A 16,557-nucleotide genomic window follows, 5' to 3' on the forward strand; every position below is an offset into this window, starting at 1 on the left:
CCGTTCCAGACTTGACGCGTTCCAAGGGCCAAACCTGCAAGGCGGCGCGTCAAGTGCATCAAAAATCAGTCCCTGAGATCAGAAAAGATATTGTCCGAAGGCACAAATTCAATGAGGCCGTTTTCCACCTCGCCCGAATTGATGTTGCGCACAACTACGCGGCCATCGCCGTGGCCAATGATGACGATGTCACAGATGTCGATGAACAAACCGTTTTCAACAACGCCCGGAATCTGGTTCAAAACCATCGCCAGCTGGCGCGGGTTACCGATACGTTTCAGATGCAGATCGATAATATAATTGGCCTCATCGGTGACCAAAGGCGCCTCGCCATTCATCCGCAGGCTGCATTCCTGGCTCATCACATCCATACTGACCAAGGTTTCCTCGATCAGCGCCTTGGTGGTTTGCCAACCAAAGGGAATCACCTCTACCGGTAGTGGAAATGCGCCCAACTGCGCCACTTCTTTGGCCGCATCGGTGATCACAATCATCTGGTCGCTGGCTGTGGCCACGATTTTCTCTTGCAACAGCGCCGCGCCGCCGCCCTTGATAAGGTTCAGGTTCGGATCAAACTCATCCGCGCCGTCGATCGTCAGGTCAAGCCAGCGTGCTTCATCAAGGCTGGTGATCGGCACGCCAAGGCTGCGTGCCAGTTCGGCGGTGCGGCTGGATGTCGGCACTCCGGTCACGCGCAACCCCTCTTCGCGGATACGTTCGGCCAGACAGCGCACCATCCATGCAGCAGTAGAACCCGTGCCGAGCCCCAGATTCATGCCGTTTTCAACATATTGGACCGCACGTTTCGCCGCCACAAACTTGGCCTTATCGATCGGGGAAAGCTCTGCCGCCATTTTTGTCTCCGCTAGCTGTTTCCACCCGCTTATAGGCGAGGCAGCGCAGCGGTGCGAGGGGGCAATTTGCCCATTTTCAGGACAATTCCGCCATTCGTTCAAATTTTCGCGCCTTTAGACGGCCCTAGCGTGCCTATTTTCAACGGGTCAAACGCGGAAACTGTGCCGCTTCCCTACCTCCCAAATCACATTTTTCAGAGAGGGCTTTCTTGTTGCGCGGCAAACAGGCATTAAATGCCGCGAAGCTGTTGGAAAAGTCGCTTTTCGCCCATAGCATTGGGCACAGCTACGCTATGCCATGCGCAAGACTAACCGGAAAGGGCCAAGATGTACGAATTGCACTACGCGCCCGACAATGCCTCGTTGATTTTGCGTTTGGTGATGGAGGCGGCAAACCTGCCCTATCAAACGGTTCTGGTTGATCGCAGCATTCGCCAACAAGATAGTGCCGCCTACCGCGCATTAAACCCGACAGGGCTGATCCCGACACTGATCACCCCACAAGGCCCGATTTCCGAAACCGCCGCCTGCCTGTTGTGGCTGTCTGAAACCCACCCCGAGGCTGGCCTTGCGCCGCAGGTAGGCCAACCGCTGCGGGCAGAGTTTCTGAAACAGCTCTTCTTTATTTCCAACACGGCGCATGCCGATCTGCGCCAGATTTTCTATCCTGATCAATATGTTCCGTCGAATGCCATTCCAGAACACGCACGCTTGCTAGCCGCCCGCATGATCCGCCATTTCGACCTGCTAGATAAAGCCGCGGCGCAGTATCCCACGCTGTTTTCCGCGCCGTCCATCCTTGGCTACTATACCGCGACCCTGATGCGCTGGCCGATGCTTTACCCCAAATCTGCCAAGCGATGGTTCAAGATTGCCGATTTTCCGGCACTTCATGAAATGGCCTTGGCGTTGGAAACCCTGCCCGCCACGCATCGCGCTGCCGCAGCCGAAGGCCTTGGCCCTACCCCCTTTACCAATCCGCAATATGCCTGTCCCCCCGAGGGCAGCGCCACCTGAAAGCGCCCACATGTTTTTGTCTGTCCTTGATATGTTCAAAGTCGGTATTGGCCCGTCGTCGTCACACACGATGGGGCCGATGGTTGCGGCGGCGCAGTTCTTGAAAACGCTGCGTGACAGCCCGTTTCATGCCCATGGCCTGCGGGCCACCTTGCACGGCAGCCTTGCCTTTACCGGTGTAGGCCATGCGACCGACCGCGCCACCATTCTGGGTCTCGCCGGGTTTGAACCGCAAACCTACGATGCCGCCCGCGCCGAAACCGTTTTGGCCGAGATTAAGGCCACCAAAACCATCAACGCCCCCGGCCTTGGCCCGCTGCAGTTTGACCCCGCCGCGGATCTGGCGTTCGACTATGGCCCCAACCTGCCCGGCCATGCCAATGGCATGATCATCCGCGCGACCGATGCGCAAGGCGATGTGATCTTGCAAGAGACCTATTATTCCATCGGCGGCGGGTTTGTGTTGACCGAGGCCGAGCATGCAGCGGCCGGTGCGATCAAGGCCAATGCGCGTTCCGACGTGCCTTTTCCTTTTCAGAATGGCGCCGAGATGTTGGAAATGGCCAAGACTTCGAACCTGACCATCGCCCAGATGAAACGCCGCAACGAGCTGCGCTTTCGCAGCGCTGACGATCTGGATGCAGGCATCAACCGCGTTTGGGAGGTGATGAATGATTGCATCAGTCGCGGGATGGAAGGCACCGGTATTCTGCCCGGCGGTCTTCGTGTGCGCAGGCGCGCCAAAGGCATCCATGACCAGCTGATGGCCGAGCGCGGGCTGAACATGACGGCGCCGCACACGATCAATGACTGGATGTCGCTTTATGCCATGGCTGTGAATGAGGAAAACGCAGCCGGCGGACAGGTTGTGACCGCTCCGACCAATGGTGCGGCGGGTGTGGTACCGGCTGTGATCCGCTATTACCTTGATCACGTGCCGGGCGCCTCTGTTTCGCGCGTTCCGGATTTCTTGCTGACTGCCGCCGCAATCGGCGGGCTGTGCAAGCATAACGCCAGCATTTCCGGCGCGGAATGTGGCTGCCAGGCCGAGGTCGGCTCCGCTGCCGCAATGGCCGCAGCAGGTTTGGCCGCCGTCTTGGGTGGCAGTGCCGAGCAGATCGAAAACGCCGCCGAAATCGCGCTGGAACATCACCTTGGAATGACATGTGACCCCGTAAAAGGGCTGGTGCAGGTGCCATGTATCGAACGCAACGGATTGGGTGCGATCAAAGCCGTTTCTGCGGCCAGCCTTGCCCTGCGCGGGGATGGTGTGCACTTGGTCAGCCTTGACGCCTGCATTGAAACCATGCGCCAAACAGGCCATGACATGCATGAAAAATACAAGGAAACATCGCTGGGCGGGTTGGCGGTAAACGTGCCGAACTGCTAGGGCCTAGCTGCGCAGCCCCGGCCGTTGCAAATGGCCCTGCGCAGCTACAGCCCTGTATAACGCGAATTCCTCGGCGTTTTGCGCGTGATAGCGGGCCAAAACCGCATCGCTCAGGGTATAGTCAACCCCATCAGATAAGGGCGACATATTGCGCACCGGTAGGGAAAGCGCTGCGCCCGTGCGATCAGAAAAGAACGCCTCAAGCAGGCCAAGCTGTTTGTAATCGAACACATGGTCAACACCTGCGCTTTCGCCTGTCCAGCCGACAAACCGGTCTTGCCGACCGACATTCGCCATTTGTGGCTTGCTGCCATCCAGATAGGCAAGCATGAATTCCTCGAAACTGTAGCCACGTGTACTGGCAGGCAAGCCTCTGATCTTGGGGCGTAAACGATAGCGATACCAGCTTTGCATCCGTTGCAATGGCCCCCGAACCACAGCCACCGTTTCCAACCTGCCGCCGAACGCCTCGGTCAGCGCTGCGGCGTGGTGCTGTACAAAACCGTAGTGACCGGTGTGACGGGCTGCATCGTCCGACATGGGCAAGGTATAGGGCGCCAACATCGCCCGCAGCGCCAATGAACCGGTTTTGGGCGTTTCCAACACCACCAGCCGTTGCAATCCAAGTATCAACACGCAACCTCACCTTTTCCCGCCCTCTGTACAAAACCGAATACACCAAATTCCGCAAGCCCCTATAACCTGACGTTTTTGGCCCCCCGAACGGTCTTTTCAGGCAGGACGGCCCGGCATACCTGCTCTAGGGCTGGGACATTATGACAGAATTACCAGCCCCCTCTCTGAATGCAGATCGCGTTTTAACCGGCGTGACGTTGATGCTGGCGTTTTGCGTCTTGGCGCCACTTCTGGATGTGTCGGCAAAACTGGCCACAGCCACCCTGCCGGTCGGTCAAATCGTATTGGCCCGTTTCATCGTACAGGCAGGGCTAATGCTGCCCTTTGTGGCTGTGCTGCGCCTCGATTGGCGGATGAGCCGCCGCACGCTGGGCTTTGTCTTTGCCCGCGCGGTTTGCTTGATGCTTGCCACCTATTGCTTTGTTGCCGCCGTCGCGGTGATGCCAATCGCAGATGCTCTGGCGATTGTGTTTGTCGAACCCTTCATCCTGCTGCTTTTGGGCAGCATGTTGTTTGGCGATGAGGTGGGGCCACGCCGCATCATCGCGTCAACCATCGGCTTTCTGGGCGCAATTCTGGTCATCCAGCCCTCTATCTCGGCTTTTGGCTGGGTGGCCCTGTTTCCGCTTGGCACGGCACTTACCTTTGCCGCCTATATGCTGATCACACGCGCCATGTCGCGGGCAATGCACCCTGTCACCATGCAATTGCATACCGCCCTTGCCGGATCAGCGATCTGCCTGCCGCTCATGGCGGTGTTTGATGGCAGCGACATTGCTGAACTTGACGCAATCATGCCACAGGGTATCGAATGGCTCTGGCTGTTCGGTGTCGGGTTTTGGGCCGCATGCAGCCATATGTGCATAACTTATGCCCTGAAATTCGCGCCCTCGGCCACGCTGGCCCCCTTGCATTACGCCGAACTGATTTCGGCCGTAACGCTAGGCTATCTGATATTTGACGATTTTCCGAACCTGATGACTTGGGCAGGGATTTTCATCATCACCGGCTCGGGCCTATACATCATTTACCGCGAGCATGTGACGGCGCGCCAAACTGTCACCCCACCCAAGCAAAAGCGTTAGGCGCCGCCGGTGTTATGTTGCGCTAAACCGTCAACGCGGCAAGGGCCGCAGCAAAACGGTTGCGCGGCACCATTACCAGCATTCCCGGTTGGTCCATTTCCAACCGCACAGGGCCAAGCGCTTGGTTAGAGGTACCGCCGCGGGCATCCGGCGCAAATGTTAACCCGGCGATTGGCCATTTCAACCCGTCGCTGCGCCCCGTCACCTGTGCCATAGGAAACAGCGAAAACCGGTCACCTGCCTGCATCGCAATGTTCAGACGAGGCGGCGCTGCAAATACCACATCTTCGCGCCCGATCAGCAAACAGGGCATAGTTTGGCGCCGGATCAACACTGACAACACGGCCAGTTCATGATCAACCCGCCCGCCAAGACAACCAAGCGCCAGCACAAACGGCGCGTGAATATTGCGCAGCGCCTTGTCAAAATCAGTGCTTTCCTGCTCGGGCACCTCATGCACCACATCGCCCAGCAGCCCGCGCGCCTTGTCGGAAATACTGTCCATATCACCAATCACCGCTGCAGGTCGCACCCCCAGCGCCAGCGCCCGATCTGCCCCGCCATCCGCAGCCACGACCAAAGGCGCCCGCGCCATGGCCGCCTTTAGATCACGCGACAGCACAGGGCCGCCCGCAATCAGCGTTACACCTGTTTGAGATTCGACAATCGGGCAATTCATCGTAATACTGTATCCAGATTAAGGCACAATCGAATGGTTCGGACACAAACAATCCATCAAATTACCCCTAAGTGTCCACGGTATTGAACATCCTCAGCGGTCATGTAGGGCAACAGTTTGGTAACAAGGGGCGAGCATCCAATGGTCGGGGCGAGCAAGATTCTTACAGTTTCATATGGAACTTTCTCCTGCACACTGGAGGGCTTTGACGAACCTTTCAACACGATGAAGGCAATTGCCGAGTATTTCCGCGATTTGGCCGCCGATGACCGCTATTTCGGGGCCGAGCCCCCTACGCCAGACGCGGCGATGCTGCATCAGATCGCAGAACGCGAAATGAAACGCCGTGTCGAGGCCAAGATCCAGGACAATGGCGTTGTGTTGCGTGCCAGCGATTCGGATGAGTCGGACACCCTTTCACGCCTCGACGCGCCCAAAGCCAAATCCGCGCCCAAAGCTGATGCCTTGTTCGAAGAACAAGATGCCACCTCCGCCCGCGCAGCACAGTCGTCGCCAATTCCTTCTGCGGTCCGTCCGATAGCCGATTCCACTATCTCGGACAGCGTTGCTGCCAAATTGTCCCGCATCCGTAACGCGATGGCCGAAACACGTGCCTCGGGCGAAACCACCCGCCCGTCGGCCCAACTTGCAGGTGCCAGCGCCTTGGCCGAGGCCGAAGCTGCCCAAAAAGCCGAAGCAGAAGCCCGCGCCAAAGCCGAGGCTGAAACCGCCCAAAAGGCCGAAGCAGAGGCCCGTGCCAAAGCCGAGGCCGAAGCCGCCCAAAAGGCCGAAGCAGAAGCCCTCGCCAAAGCCGAGGCAGAAGCCGCACAAATGGCCGAAGCAGAGGCCCGTGCCAAATCCGAGGCCGAAGCCGAAGCCGCACGAAAAACCGAAACGAACGCCGAAGCGAACAAGAACAACGACACTGCCGCTGATGAAGCGCAGTTGGCATCCTTTGCTGGTGCCTTTGATGATGAAGACGAGGCACTCGACGGCGGTTTTGACGATGACATGCTGGATACCAGCCTAGAGCCGCTTGATGCCGAAGGCGATGGCACCCTGATGGCATCTCTTGCAACAGTGATGGCTGACGACAACTTGTCGCCGACCGCTGCAAACGCACCATCAAATACCACAGCGAAAAAGCCGGCCAACGACGAGGCCGCGAATGACGACGATAGCGATGATCTTGCGGTTGATCTAAAGGAAAGCGCGCTCGACGCTGGCACGGACACGTCGGATGAAAGCATCGTCGACCGTACTGACGGGTCTGCAGAAAAAACCGAATCCACCACCAACACCCCGGATGCGCGCCCGGCAGCTGAAGATGGCAAAGCAACGCTGTTGCGCGCCCGTGCTCGGGTAATCAAAATTCGCCGCGCCCCAACAAACCCCGGCCCAACCGAGCCAACACCTAGCCCGCGTGCTGAAGAGACACCGACGAATGCCGGAACCTTGTCGCCCGAAGACGAAGCCGATCTTATGCGTGAACTGGCCGCGCTGGAAAAAGAGCTGCCGCCAGCCCAGAACACGAAAAGCACCGCTACAGATGCACAAAAAGATGCAGCTAACGCCGATAGCGTGGCACCGGTACGTCCTCAACGCCCCATGTCTTCGCGCCGCAAGGCCAGCGAACTGTCGTCCAGCGAGGATGATGCCTCGGTCAAACGCTTGCTAGACCAAACCAATAGCGAATTGGAAGGCACTGAAAACCGCCGCCGCCTGTCTGCGATTGCCCATCTGAAAGCTGCCGTTGCCGCCACAGTTGCCGACCGCAAAGAAGGCGTCGACCAAGGGCCAACCGAAGAAATGCGAATGAACCCATATCGCGATGATCTGGAACGTGTTGTGCGTCCGCGCCCGAATTCTGCGCCATCCGGCACCTCGACAGGTGAACGCCCTGCCCCCCTTATGCTGGTGTCAGAGCAGCGCATCGACGGTCCGCGCGTCAAGCCCAGCACAGCACAGCCCCATGTCACCCCGGTTCGCCCGCGCCGTGTGGCCGCCAACAACCTTGCGTTTTCGACCGATGAAGACGAAGCCCTTGAAACAGGTGAAGTCGACATCGAAGACCCAAGCCTGATCAATGAAACCACAAGCTTTGCCGAATATGCAGAGCTGTTGGGCGCCGAGTCTCTGGCCGAATTGCTCGAAACAGCTGCCGCCTATTCAAAGCACATCCAAGGCCGTTCGGCCGTGTCGCGGCCCCAGTTGCTGCAACATGTGTTGTCTGTCCAGCCTGCGTTGGAAAGCGAACGCGAAACCGTGCTGCGCAGTTTTGGCACATTGTTGCGCGAAGGCCGGATTGAAAAAGTACGGCCCGGCCAGTTCGCGCTAGGTGAAACCTCGCCCATTCAAGCCGAGGCGCGGCGGATCTCCAAAGGCTAAAGCGGCAACACATAGAAACCAAAAGGCCGGGGCTATTCCCCGGCCTTTTGGTTTTGTGCCTTTTGGGTTTTGGCATCTTGTGCCGCATCAGGATCGGCTTTGCCGACCCCCAGAAAAACAAATTTGAACGGCAGCATCCATAGGAACCCGAGGAAAACATAGGTCACGAATTCCAGCCAGAACGGCGGGCGGTCAAACAGCGACACCACAAAAAGCGCCGCAGCAATGTAAAGCGGCAAGCCGACAAGCAGCAACACCAATGACCAGCGCCGCCGCGCCTTGTAAGACAGTTTCATTCCCGCTCCTTCACGCCGCGCGTTGGGCCCCTCACCGCACCGCATCGCCAGTCAACCAGCAATGCGGGCCGTTCATCTGGATGCATCAATCCGCAAAGGGATCGGTGACCAGAATCGTATCGTCCCGCTCTGGACTTGTGGAAAGCAGGGCTACCGGGCATTGAATCAGCTCTTCAATCCGGCGCACATATTTGATCGCCGCACCCGGCAAATCGGCCCAAGAGCGCGCGCCAGAGGTGTCTTCGGTCCAGCCTTCCATGTCTTCATAGATCGGCGTGCAACGCGCCTGCTGGTCGGCGGCGGTGGGCAAGTAATCCAACCGCTTGCCGTCCAGGTCATAGCCTACACAGATCTTGATGATCGGAAAGCCGTCCATCACATCCAACTTGGTCAGGGCAATACCCGTCACCCCACTGGTGGCGCAAGTTTGGCGCACCAGAACCGCATCGAACCAGCCGCAACGGCGTTTGCGGCCAGTGACGGTGCCAAACTCATGCCCGCGCTGGCCAAGGCGTTCGCCGTCGTCATCTTTCAATTCCGCCGGGAACGGTCCTTCGCCCACACGGGTGGTGTAGGCTTTGACGATGCCCAAAACGAAATCAATCGCGTTTGGCCCGAGGCCGGTACCAGTGGCCGCTTGGCCCGCGATCACGTTCGACGAGGTCACAAAGGGATAGGTGCCGAAATCGATATCCAGCAGCGCGCCTTGTGCGCCTTCGAACAAAATCCGCTTGCCTGCGCGGCGGGCCTCATTCAACACTTTCCAAACGGGCTGCGCATAGGGCAGTACTTGCGGCGCGATTTCACGCAGTTGCGCCAGCAGCGCATCACGGTCAATCGGGTCAAGGCCAAGGCCACGGCGCAGCGCGTCATGGTGGGTCAGCAAACGGTCAACCCGCAGTTCCAGCGTCGCCTCATCGGCCAGATCGGCCACGCGAATGGCGCGGCGCCCGACTTTATCTTCATAGGCAGGGCCAATGCCGCGGCCTGTGGTGCCGATTTTGGCAACCGAGGTCTGGCCTTCGCGTGCGCGGTCCAACTCACCATGTACCGGCAGAATCAGCGGCGCGTTTTCGGCGATCATCAGGTTTTCGGTGTTGATATCGACACCCTGCCCACGCAGTTTTTCAATTTCCATGATCAGGTGCCAAGGGTCCAGCACAACGCCATTGCCGATGACCGACAATTTCCCGCCGCGCACGATGCCCGATGGCAACAAGGACAGCTTATACACCTTGCCATCAATGACCAATGTATGGCCCGCATTATGCCCGCCCTGAAAGCGCGCGATCACGTCTGCGCGCTCTGAAAGCCAGTCTACAATCTTGCCTTTTCCCTCATCGCCCCACTGGGCGCCGACGACAACGACATTGGCCATGCTGATGATCCCTTCACTTGGTCCAATTGAAACCGATTAGGGCATAGCCGCTTTGCCGCGTGGGCGAAACCACTATTTCGCACCGGCGGCACAAAGAAATGCCCCAACCCGCATTTTTTGCCCCCAGCATTTCCGGCTCTTGCCTCCTCCCGGTTCGCGTGGCACCTCTTTACGGGTAACAATAACAGGGTGCGATATGGGTGTGTTACTGCGATGGTTCGGGGCATTTGGCCTGTTATCGGCAACTTTCAACCCCACCCAGTGGAACTTTTATCGCTGGGCCGAGGCACATTACAGCACGCAATTGCCGCTGACTGTATTGCTGGGCCTGTTGCTGGCTGTGGCGTTCATTATCTATATTGCTGCCACTTTGCGCTCGCTTGGCGCCTTTGGGATGCTGCTGGTTGCGGCGGTATTTGCCGCGCTGATTTGGGTGTTGGTAGATTGGGGCATCCTGTCAACGGCCAACTCTTCGCTGAATATCTGGCTCGGAATTCTGGCGCTGTCACTGGTGCTGGGCATCGGATTGTCATGGAGCATCCTTTGGCAAAAGATGTCGGGACAGGCCACGGTAGACGAGGTGGACGAATAACCATGACGCCCGCTAATCGGGAAAGCCGCCCATTGATACGTCACCAAGGGCTTGCCCCCGCGCCAAACTGGGCCTAAGTAGGCGCGTCAGCCAAACGGAAGCATTATACCCTATGGAAAACGTCGTTCTTACCATCCACCTTATCCTTGCACTCTGCCTTATCGGCGTAGTGTTGCTGCAACGCTCGGAAGGCGGCGGTCTTGGTATGGGCGGCGGCGGTGGCGGTGCCATGTCGGGACGTGCTGCCGCAACAGCGCTGACCAAGCTGACATGGATTTTTGCCATCGGCTTTATCATCACCTCGATCACCTTGACCCTTATCGCCGCGCAAAACGCTGCTGGCAGCTCTGTCGTCGATCAGTTCGGTGGTTCTGTGCCTGAAAAGTCGGCACCGGCAACACCTTTGGGCACTGACTTGCTGCCACCGGCCCCGGCCAACGCACCGGCAACACCGCCCCGCGCCGATGACGCAGCACCTGCACCTGCCACTACGGGTTCGGCCGCAACGCCCCCCCGTGCCGCAGAACCGGCTGCACCGGCGACAGCACCTGCTTCTGGCAACTAATCCAACGGCTTGGCAGGCCCCATCCCTTGGGGCTTGCCTAAATTCACACTCATCATCTTGCGTCCTGTTGCAGGGCGCCTGCTTTTCGGTTATGTCTCGTCTCCCGTGATGGTGCGATTCTGAGACGCCTTATCGCATTGCAAAATTTCACGGGGGTTCACCACATGGCACGTTATATTTTCATCACCGGTGGTGTTGTTTCCTCGCTTGGCAAGGGCCTTGCATCGGCGGCTTTGGGGGCTTTGCTGCAGGCGCGCGGCTATTCGGTTCGCTTGCGCAAACTTGACCCCTACCTGAACGTCGATCCCGGCACGATGTCGCCTTTCGAACATGGCGAAGTGTTCGTCACCGATGATGGCGCGGAAACCGATCTCGACCTTGGGCATTACGAACGTTTCACCGGCGTCCCCGCCCGCAACACCGATTCTGTGTCATCCGGCCGCATCTATTCGACCGTTTTGGAAAAGGAACGTCGCGGCGACTATCTGGGCAAAACCATTCAGGTTGTCCCGCATGTAACGAATGAGATCAAAGACTACCTGCGCATCGGCGAGGATGAGGTTGATTTCATGCTCTGCGAAATTGGCGGCACCGTGGGCGATATCGAAGGCCTGCCGTTCTTTGAAGCCATCCGCCAGTTTATCCATGAGCGTCCACGCGGCGAATGTATCCTGATGCACCTGACGCTGCTGCCCTATCTGGCCGCCAGCGGCGAGCTGAAAACCAAACCAACCCAGCACTCGGTCAAGGAATTGCAGAGCATCGGCCTTGCGCCTGACGTGCTGCTGCTGCGCTCGGAACATCCGATCCCGCAGAAAGAGCGCGAGAAAATCGCGCTGTTCTGTAACGTGCGCAAAGAAGCGGTGATTGCCGCCTATGACCTGAAAACCATCTACGAGGCCCCGCTCGCCTATCACCGCGAAGGGCTTGATCAGGCTGTGCTGGATGCCTTTGGCATCTCGCCCGCCCCGCGCCCCAACCTTGCGCGCTGGGAAGACGTGATGGACCGCCTGACCCATGCCGAGGGCGAGGTGCGTGTGGCCATCGTCGGCAAATATACCCAGCTTGAAGATGCCTATAAATCGATCGCCGAGGCACTGACCCATGGCGGCATGGCAAACCGCACCCGCGTCAAGGTTGAATGGGTCGATGCCGAACTGTTTGAACGCGAAGACCCTGCCCCGCATTTGCAACGTTTCCATGCAATCCTCGTGCCCGGTGGCTTTGGCGAACGCGGCACCGAAGGCAAGATCAAAGCCGTCGAATTTGCCCGCACCCGTGGCGTGCCTTACCTTGGCATCTGTCTTGGCATGCAAATGGCAGTCATTGAAACTGCCCGCAATCTGGCCGGCCTGAAAGACGCCGGCTCAGAGGAATTCGACCACGAGGCCACCAGCAAAGGCGGCGCCAAGCGCTTTACCCCTGTGATCTACCACCTGAAAGAATGGGTCCAAGGCAACCACGTCGTCGCCCGCAAGGTCAATGATGACAAAGGCGGCTCGATGCGTTTAGGGGCCTATTCCGCCCATTTGACCTCTGGTTCCAAGGTTGCCGAAGTTTACGGCACCACCGAGATCGAGGAACGCCACCGCCACCGCTATGAGGTAGATATGACCTACCGCGACAAACTTGAAACCTGCGGCCTTATGTTCTCGGGCGTTTCACCCGATGGCAAACTGCCGGAAATCGTCGAGGTCAAGGACCATCCGTGGTTTATCGGCGTGCAATTCCACCCCGAGCTAAAGTCCAAACCCTTCGCGCCACACCCGCTGTTCGCCGATTTTATTCGCGCCGCAGTAGAGGCAAGCAGGTTGGTCTAAGCACCGCCAAACCCAAGGCCGGGGTAAATCACCCCGGCGTCCCCACACCAAATTCGCCACCCAGCGTAGGGTGCGCTTCAGCGCACCGCCCCCCCTCACCGCGCCCAAACCCTACGCCAGCGCATCACCGGCCGTTCCACCAGCCACGCCACCAGCGCGGCATAGCCCAGCGAAACCGCACCCGCCAACGCAACCATTTGCAATGACCCAAGCGCCAGACCATGTGCATTGAACGCTTGGATAATCGCGAAGTGGCATAGGTACACGGTAAACGACCACACCCCAATCTGGCGTACCCATGTCCAATTCAGCGGCCTGAAATACCAATCCTGCGCCCGTGTGACAGCATAGTAGAACAGCGGCATCAGCGCGGCACCCTGAACCGAATACCGCAGCGTTGACCGAAACACCGGATCACGCAGCACAAAGCTTGCCAGGATCACCCCCAGCGCCACAAGAATCACGCCATGCCGCGCGGCACCTTGCGGCATCCAGCGTTCGGCAAGCCCCCGCGCCTGCATCAACGCCAAAAGGCAGCCATACAGCAGCCCGTCCAGCCGCGTATCCGATGATATATATATCAGCAGCTCGTCATGCCCCATTGGCACAAAACGAACCCAACGCCACAGCAGGCTTGCGACCAGCAACACCAGCACAAACCGCAACCCGATGCGCCCCCGTTGAATGGCCAGAAACAGCGCAGGCCACAGCAGGTAGAAATGCTCTTCAATCGACAAGGACCACAGAACTTCGGAACCAAAAATCTCATGCCGTTCGCCAAACTGTACGAAATAGTTGTAATAGAAAAACAGCTGGCTGGCCAATGTCCACGCCTCGACCTCGCCGCGAAACACCCCCAGCCACACCATGATACACCCCAAGGCCAACGTCACCAGAATCGGCGGGCCAAGCCGCAGCAACCGTCGCATATAGAACGCGCGCAGATCGATGCCACCGGTGCGTGACTGTTCGCGCAGCAAAAGCGTGGTGATCAGATAACCCGACAAAAAGAAAAACACCGTGACGCCAAAGCCGCCGGGAATGGCCGCACTCACACCCGCATGCGAGGCAAACACCACCAAGATCGATACCGCCCGCAAACCATCAAGTGACGGAATCTGCCCGTTTCGGGGGAACGTATCTCGCATTGCGCCAATTCCCTAAATACTCGGGCCTATCGCACAGCCACAACACAACACCTGTGGCAAATCAAGCCGCACCACGCGCCGCCTACCATCCCTGTTGCTCTGCCGCATCGGGGCTGCGCCCACCTCGTCGCCTTGCCACGCTACCGACTGCCAGTTTCACAACTCGCCCGTGTGCCGATTGCAGCCTTGCCAAAGCTTGCGCTTCCCCTCTGCGGCACAGCCTGCTACCAAGCAGCATGCTCAGTTATCAACACCACTACCACGCCGGAAATCCGGCAGATGTCCACAAGCACGCGCTGCTGGCGTGGATGCTCGATTACCTTGTCCAAAAGGACAAGCCGCTGACCTATATCGAAACCCATTCGGGGCGTGGCCTCTATGATCTGGGGGATGATGCAGCGCTGAAAACGGGTGAGGCCGCCAAAGGCATTTCCCTTCTTGAACAATCGCTTGCGCCAGATCACCCTTACCGCCAGCGCCTGAATGAGGTGCGGTTCAAATATGGGCCGATGGCCTATCCCGGCTCGCCCCTGATCGCCGCTATGACGCTGCGCGAGATTGATACGATCCATCTGGCCGAGCTGCACCCCGGTGAAAACGCCATTCTGGCCGAGCATCTGACCCAATGGGATGCGCATATCTATAAACAAGACGGCTTTAAGATGGCGCAGGCCATATGCCCGCCCACGCCCCGCCGCGGAATGCTGCTGGTCGACCCCAGCTATGAGGTAAAGGCCGAATATGACAGCATTCCCAAAGACTTCGTCAAAATCGCGCGCAAGTGGAATGTCGGCATTCTGGCACTGTGGTATCCGTTGCTGACCTCGGGCAGCCACGGGCCGATGCTGGCCGCATTGACCGCGGCTTTCCCCGATGCGCTGCGCCACGAAGTCCGCTTTCCTCCGGTGCGCGAAGAGCATCGGATGATCGGATCGGGCATGTTCATCGTGAACCCGCCTTACGGGCTGGCGGACCACGCCGACCAGATCTCAAAGCTCTTTACACCGAAAGGATAGGTCATGCCCAAAGGTTACTGGATGGTTCAGGTCGAGGTTACAGACCCCAAGGTGTATGATGATTACCGCGCTGTCGTGGCGGCCCCGCTGGCGCAATATGGCGGGCGCTTTCTGGTGCGGGCTGGTGCGCAAATCGTCAAGGAAGGCGCAGCCAAGTCCCGCCCTGTTCTGGTTGAATTTCCAAGCTATCAAGCCGCGCAAGATTGCTATGACAGCCCCGAATACCAAGCGGTTCTGACACTTCGCCTGAAATCGGCGCAGGCTGATTTTGTGATAGCCGAAGGCTGGGACGCCTAGGCCTTTGGTGCGCGGCTCCAGAACCGCCACATCAGCAGCCCGGCGGCAACGCTTAGGCCCACCGTCAGGCCCAGCCACAGCCCGGCCCCGCCAAACCCCAACGGAAATGCCAGCACATAGCTGGACGGAATGCCCAACCCCCAATAGCTCAGCGTGACAATCCACATTGGTGCCCGCGTGTCTTGCATTCCGCGCAGAAAACCAAGGGCCATCGCTTGGGTCGCATCAACCATCTGAAACAGCGCCGACAGCGCCAAAAGCACTGTGCCAAAGGCGATAATTGCCCCTGCCGAAGGGTTTGTGCGGTCCAGAAACAGCGCGACAATCGGGCCGGGCAGCGCCAAAAACAGCACCACCATTGCCACACCAAACCCCAAAGACAGCACCAGCGCCACTTTGGCCCCATCACGCAGGCTTTGCGCATTGCCTTGCCCCATCGCGCGGCCCACCCGCACAGTCGCCGCGTTCGACAGCCCCAAATGCACCATAAACGCCAGCGCCGTTACCTCAAGCGCAATGCCATGCGCCGCCAGTTGAACCGTGCCGATCCACCCCATCATGATAGCCGAGGCCTGGAACAATCCGCCCTCTGCCAACCCGGTTAACCCGATCGGCCACCCCACACGATAGACCTGATGCATGGCTTGCCAATCAGGCCGCCAAAAGCGCTGAAACAGATTGAACCGCCGCAAATCGGGTTGCCAATGCGCATAGAACCCCAGTGCGACAAAGGTCACCACTTGCGTCAGCACAGACGCAATCGCCGCCCCGCGCACGCCCATTTCCGGCGCGCCCCAATTCCCGAAAATCAGCGCATAGTTGATACCCGCATTCAGCACCACGGCAGTCATCGTAATCCACAGCACCACTTGCGTGCGCTCCAATGCCGCCAGATAGCTTTTCAACGCCATCACCAACAGCGCAGGCATCATGCCCAGGCCTGCAATACGCAGATAGTCTTGGGCTAGGGCCGAGACATCCGGCTGCTGCCCCAGCGCCAGCAAGATCGATTCTGACCTCCAGAAAACCGGATAGCAGGCAGCGCCGAACCCGATCGACAACCACAGACCCATACGCGTATCGCGCCGCACCTGCACCTCATCGCCGCGCCCCAGCGCTTGCGCCACCATCGGCATCACCGCCTGGCCAAAGCCGGAACCAAGAATAAACACGATGAAAAATGCAGATGCGCCCAGCACCACAGACGCCAGTTCAACCACGCCGTACCAACCCAGCATGACCGTATCGGTCACATGCAGCGCCATTTGTGCAAGATGGCTGCCAATCAGCGGCAGCCCCAAAGCCAGCAATGCGCGGGCGTGATCGGTTTTTGAAAGGCGGGAAAATGTGTTCATCCACCAGCCTTACCCTTGGCCAAAGGTTCCGGCAAGGGCCA

At 58.6% G+C, this 16,557-nt stretch carries 16 protein-coding genes; 9 read left to right on the forward strand and 7 right to left on the reverse strand.

The window, feature by feature from the left end; translation table 11 throughout:
- Positions 1-65 precede the first annotated feature (65 nt).
- Positions 66-854: a ribose-5-phosphate isomerase RpiA gene (rpiA, locus tag AKU79_RS05540; RefSeq protein WP_050522559.1), complete on the reverse strand. Its 789-nt coding sequence runs from the start codon at positions 852-854 to the stop codon at positions 66-68.
- A gap of 327 nt (positions 855-1,181) precedes the next feature.
- On the opposite strand from rpiA, the gene AKU79_RS05545 reads away from it, so the two are divergent.
- Positions 1,182-1,871, forward strand: coding sequence for a glutathione S-transferase family protein (locus AKU79_RS05545; RefSeq protein WP_050522560.1), 690 nt, complete (start codon positions 1,182-1,184; stop codon positions 1,869-1,871).
- A 10-nt stretch (positions 1,872-1,881) separates the two neighbouring features.
- Entirely contained in the window at positions 1,882-3,261 is a 1,380-nt protein-coding gene (locus AKU79_RS05550; protein ID WP_050522561.1) for an L-serine ammonia-lyase, read from the forward strand.
- 3 nt (positions 3,262-3,264) lie between these two features.
- Here the strand turns inward: AKU79_RS05550 and AKU79_RS05555 are convergent, their stop codons facing one another.
- Positions 3,265-3,897, reverse strand: a complete 633-nt coding sequence (locus tag AKU79_RS05555) for a hypothetical protein (RefSeq protein WP_050522562.1) — start codon at positions 3,895-3,897, stop codon at positions 3,265-3,267.
- Between the two features lie 140 nt (positions 3,898-4,037).
- Here AKU79_RS05555 and AKU79_RS05560 point away from each other — a divergent pair, with 140 nt between their 5' ends.
- On the forward strand, positions 4,038-4,982 hold the full coding sequence (locus tag AKU79_RS05560; RefSeq protein WP_050522563.1) for a DMT family transporter: 945 nt from the start codon (positions 4,038-4,040) through the stop codon (positions 4,980-4,982).
- Positions 4,983-5,004: 22 nt separating this feature from the next.
- On the opposite strand, the gene AKU79_RS05565 is transcribed toward AKU79_RS05560, so the two are convergent.
- Positions 5,005-5,661, reverse strand: a complete 657-nt coding sequence (locus AKU79_RS05565; protein WP_050522564.1) for a thiamine diphosphokinase — start codon at positions 5,659-5,661, stop codon at positions 5,005-5,007.
- Positions 5,662-5,886: 225 nt separating this feature from the next.
- Here AKU79_RS05565 and AKU79_RS05570 point away from each other — a divergent pair, with 225 nt between their 5' ends.
- Complete coding sequence (locus tag AKU79_RS05570) at positions 5,887-8,049, forward strand: hypothetical protein (RefSeq protein WP_156209492.1); 2,163 nt, start codon at positions 5,887-5,889, stop codon at positions 8,047-8,049.
- 32 nt (positions 8,050-8,081) lie between these two features.
- Here AKU79_RS05570 and AKU79_RS05575 read toward each other — a convergent pair whose 3' ends face one another.
- Both AKU79_RS05575 and AKU79_RS05580 read right to left on the reverse strand, forming a co-directional pair.
- The gene (locus AKU79_RS05575; protein ID WP_050522566.1) at positions 8,082-8,345 is read right to left on the reverse strand and encodes a DUF2842 domain-containing protein; all 264 of its coding nucleotides are present in this window, start codon (positions 8,343-8,345) and stop codon (positions 8,082-8,084) included.
- Positions 8,346-8,430: 85 nt separating this feature from the next.
- Entirely contained in the window at positions 8,431-9,723 is a 1,293-nt protein-coding gene (locus AKU79_RS05580; RefSeq protein ID WP_050522567.1) for an adenylosuccinate synthase, read from the reverse strand.
- Between the two features lie 196 nt (positions 9,724-9,919).
- Here AKU79_RS05580 and AKU79_RS05585 point away from each other — a divergent pair, with 196 nt between their 5' ends.
- The 3 genes from AKU79_RS05585 (at position 9,920) to AKU79_RS05595 (ending at position 12,700) form a co-directional block, all read left to right on the forward strand.
- Positions 9,920-10,315, forward strand: coding sequence for a DUF6524 family protein (locus AKU79_RS05585; RefSeq protein WP_050522568.1), 396 nt, complete (start codon positions 9,920-9,922; stop codon positions 10,313-10,315).
- A gap of 112 nt (positions 10,316-10,427) precedes the next feature.
- Complete coding sequence (secG, locus tag AKU79_RS05590) at positions 10,428-10,880, forward strand: preprotein translocase subunit SecG (protein ID WP_050522569.1); 453 nt, start codon at positions 10,428-10,430, stop codon at positions 10,878-10,880.
- A 164-nt stretch (positions 10,881-11,044) separates the two neighbouring features.
- Positions 11,045-12,700: a CTP synthase gene (locus tag AKU79_RS05595; protein WP_050522570.1), complete on the forward strand. Its 1,656-nt coding sequence runs from the start codon at positions 11,045-11,047 to the stop codon at positions 12,698-12,700.
- A 95-nt stretch (positions 12,701-12,795) separates the two neighbouring features.
- Here AKU79_RS05595 and AKU79_RS05600 read toward each other — a convergent pair whose 3' ends face one another.
- The gene (locus AKU79_RS05600) at positions 12,796-13,848 is read right to left on the reverse strand and encodes an acyltransferase family protein (RefSeq protein WP_050522571.1); all 1,053 of its coding nucleotides are present in this window, start codon (positions 13,846-13,848) and stop codon (positions 12,796-12,798) included.
- Between the two features lie 236 nt (positions 13,849-14,084).
- Here AKU79_RS05600 and rlmJ point away from each other — a divergent pair, with 236 nt between their 5' ends.
- Positions 14,085-14,864, forward strand: coding sequence for a 23S rRNA (adenine(2030)-N(6))-methyltransferase RlmJ (gene rlmJ / locus AKU79_RS05605; protein ID WP_050522572.1), 780 nt, complete (start codon positions 14,085-14,087; stop codon positions 14,862-14,864).
- Between the two features lie 3 nt (positions 14,865-14,867).
- Positions 14,868-15,161, forward strand: a complete 294-nt coding sequence (locus tag AKU79_RS05610; protein WP_050522573.1) for a DUF1330 domain-containing protein — start codon at positions 14,868-14,870, stop codon at positions 15,159-15,161.
- Here the strand turns inward: AKU79_RS05610 and AKU79_RS05615 are convergent.
- The gene (locus AKU79_RS05615) at positions 15,158-16,516 is read right to left on the reverse strand and encodes an MATE family efflux transporter (RefSeq protein ID WP_050522574.1); all 1,359 of its coding nucleotides are present in this window, start codon (positions 16,514-16,516) and stop codon (positions 15,158-15,160) included. The two genes, AKU79_RS05610 and AKU79_RS05615, sit on opposite strands and share 4 nt — an antisense overlap.
- Positions 16,517-16,557: the final 41 nt, after the last annotated feature.

It is taken from the genome of Pseudorhodobacter wandonensis, assembly GCF_001202035.1.
Taxonomy (GTDB): domain Bacteria; phylum Pseudomonadota; class Alphaproteobacteria; order Rhodobacterales; family Rhodobacteraceae; genus Pseudorhodobacter; species Pseudorhodobacter wandonensis.

What these genes read in the sequence shown, in the direction of transcription:
- AKU79_RS05615 (WP_050522574.1), bottom strand. Translation starts at nt 16,516, where the DNA reads ATGAACACATTTTCCCGCCTTTCAAAAACCGATCACGCCCGCGCATTG.
- rpiA (WP_050522559.1), bottom strand. Translation starts at nt 854, where the DNA reads ATGGCGGCAGAGCTTTCCCCGATCGATAAGGCCAAGTTTGTGGCGGCG.
- AKU79_RS05595 (WP_050522570.1), top strand. Translation starts at nt 11,045, where the DNA reads ATGGCACGTTATATTTTCATCACCGGTGGTGTTGTTTCCTCGCTTGGC.
- AKU79_RS05580 (WP_050522567.1), bottom strand. Translation starts at nt 9,723, where the DNA reads ATGGCCAATGTCGTTGTCGTCGGCGCCCAGTGGGGCGATGAGGGAAAA.
- AKU79_RS05600 (WP_050522571.1), bottom strand. Translation starts at nt 13,848, where the DNA reads ATGCGAGATACGTTCCCCCGAAACGGGCAGATTCCGTCACTTGATGGT.
- AKU79_RS05545 (WP_050522560.1), top strand. Translation starts at nt 1,182, where the DNA reads ATGTACGAATTGCACTACGCGCCCGACAATGCCTCGTTGATTTTGCGT.
- AKU79_RS05575 (WP_050522566.1), bottom strand. Translation starts at nt 8,345, where the DNA reads ATGAAACTGTCTTACAAGGCGCGGCGGCGCTGGTCATTGGTGTTGCTG.
- AKU79_RS05610 (WP_050522573.1), top strand. Translation starts at nt 14,868, where the DNA reads ATGCCCAAAGGTTACTGGATGGTTCAGGTCGAGGTTACAGACCCCAAG.
- AKU79_RS05550 (WP_050522561.1), top strand. Translation starts at nt 1,882, where the DNA reads ATGTTTTTGTCTGTCCTTGATATGTTCAAAGTCGGTATTGGCCCGTCG.
- secG (WP_050522569.1), top strand. Translation starts at nt 10,428, where the DNA reads ATGGAAAACGTCGTTCTTACCATCCACCTTATCCTTGCACTCTGCCTT.
- AKU79_RS05565 (WP_050522564.1), bottom strand. Translation starts at nt 5,661, where the DNA reads ATGAATTGCCCGATTGTCGAATCTCAAACAGGTGTAACGCTGATTGCG.
- AKU79_RS05560 (WP_050522563.1), top strand. Translation starts at nt 4,038, where the DNA reads ATGACAGAATTACCAGCCCCCTCTCTGAATGCAGATCGCGTTTTAACC.
- AKU79_RS05585 (WP_050522568.1), top strand. Translation starts at nt 9,920, where the DNA reads ATGGGTGTGTTACTGCGATGGTTCGGGGCATTTGGCCTGTTATCGGCA.
- rlmJ (WP_050522572.1), top strand. Translation starts at nt 14,085, where the DNA reads ATGCTCAGTTATCAACACCACTACCACGCCGGAAATCCGGCAGATGTC.
- AKU79_RS05570 (WP_156209492.1), top strand. Translation starts at nt 5,887, where the DNA reads ATGAAGGCAATTGCCGAGTATTTCCGCGATTTGGCCGCCGATGACCGC.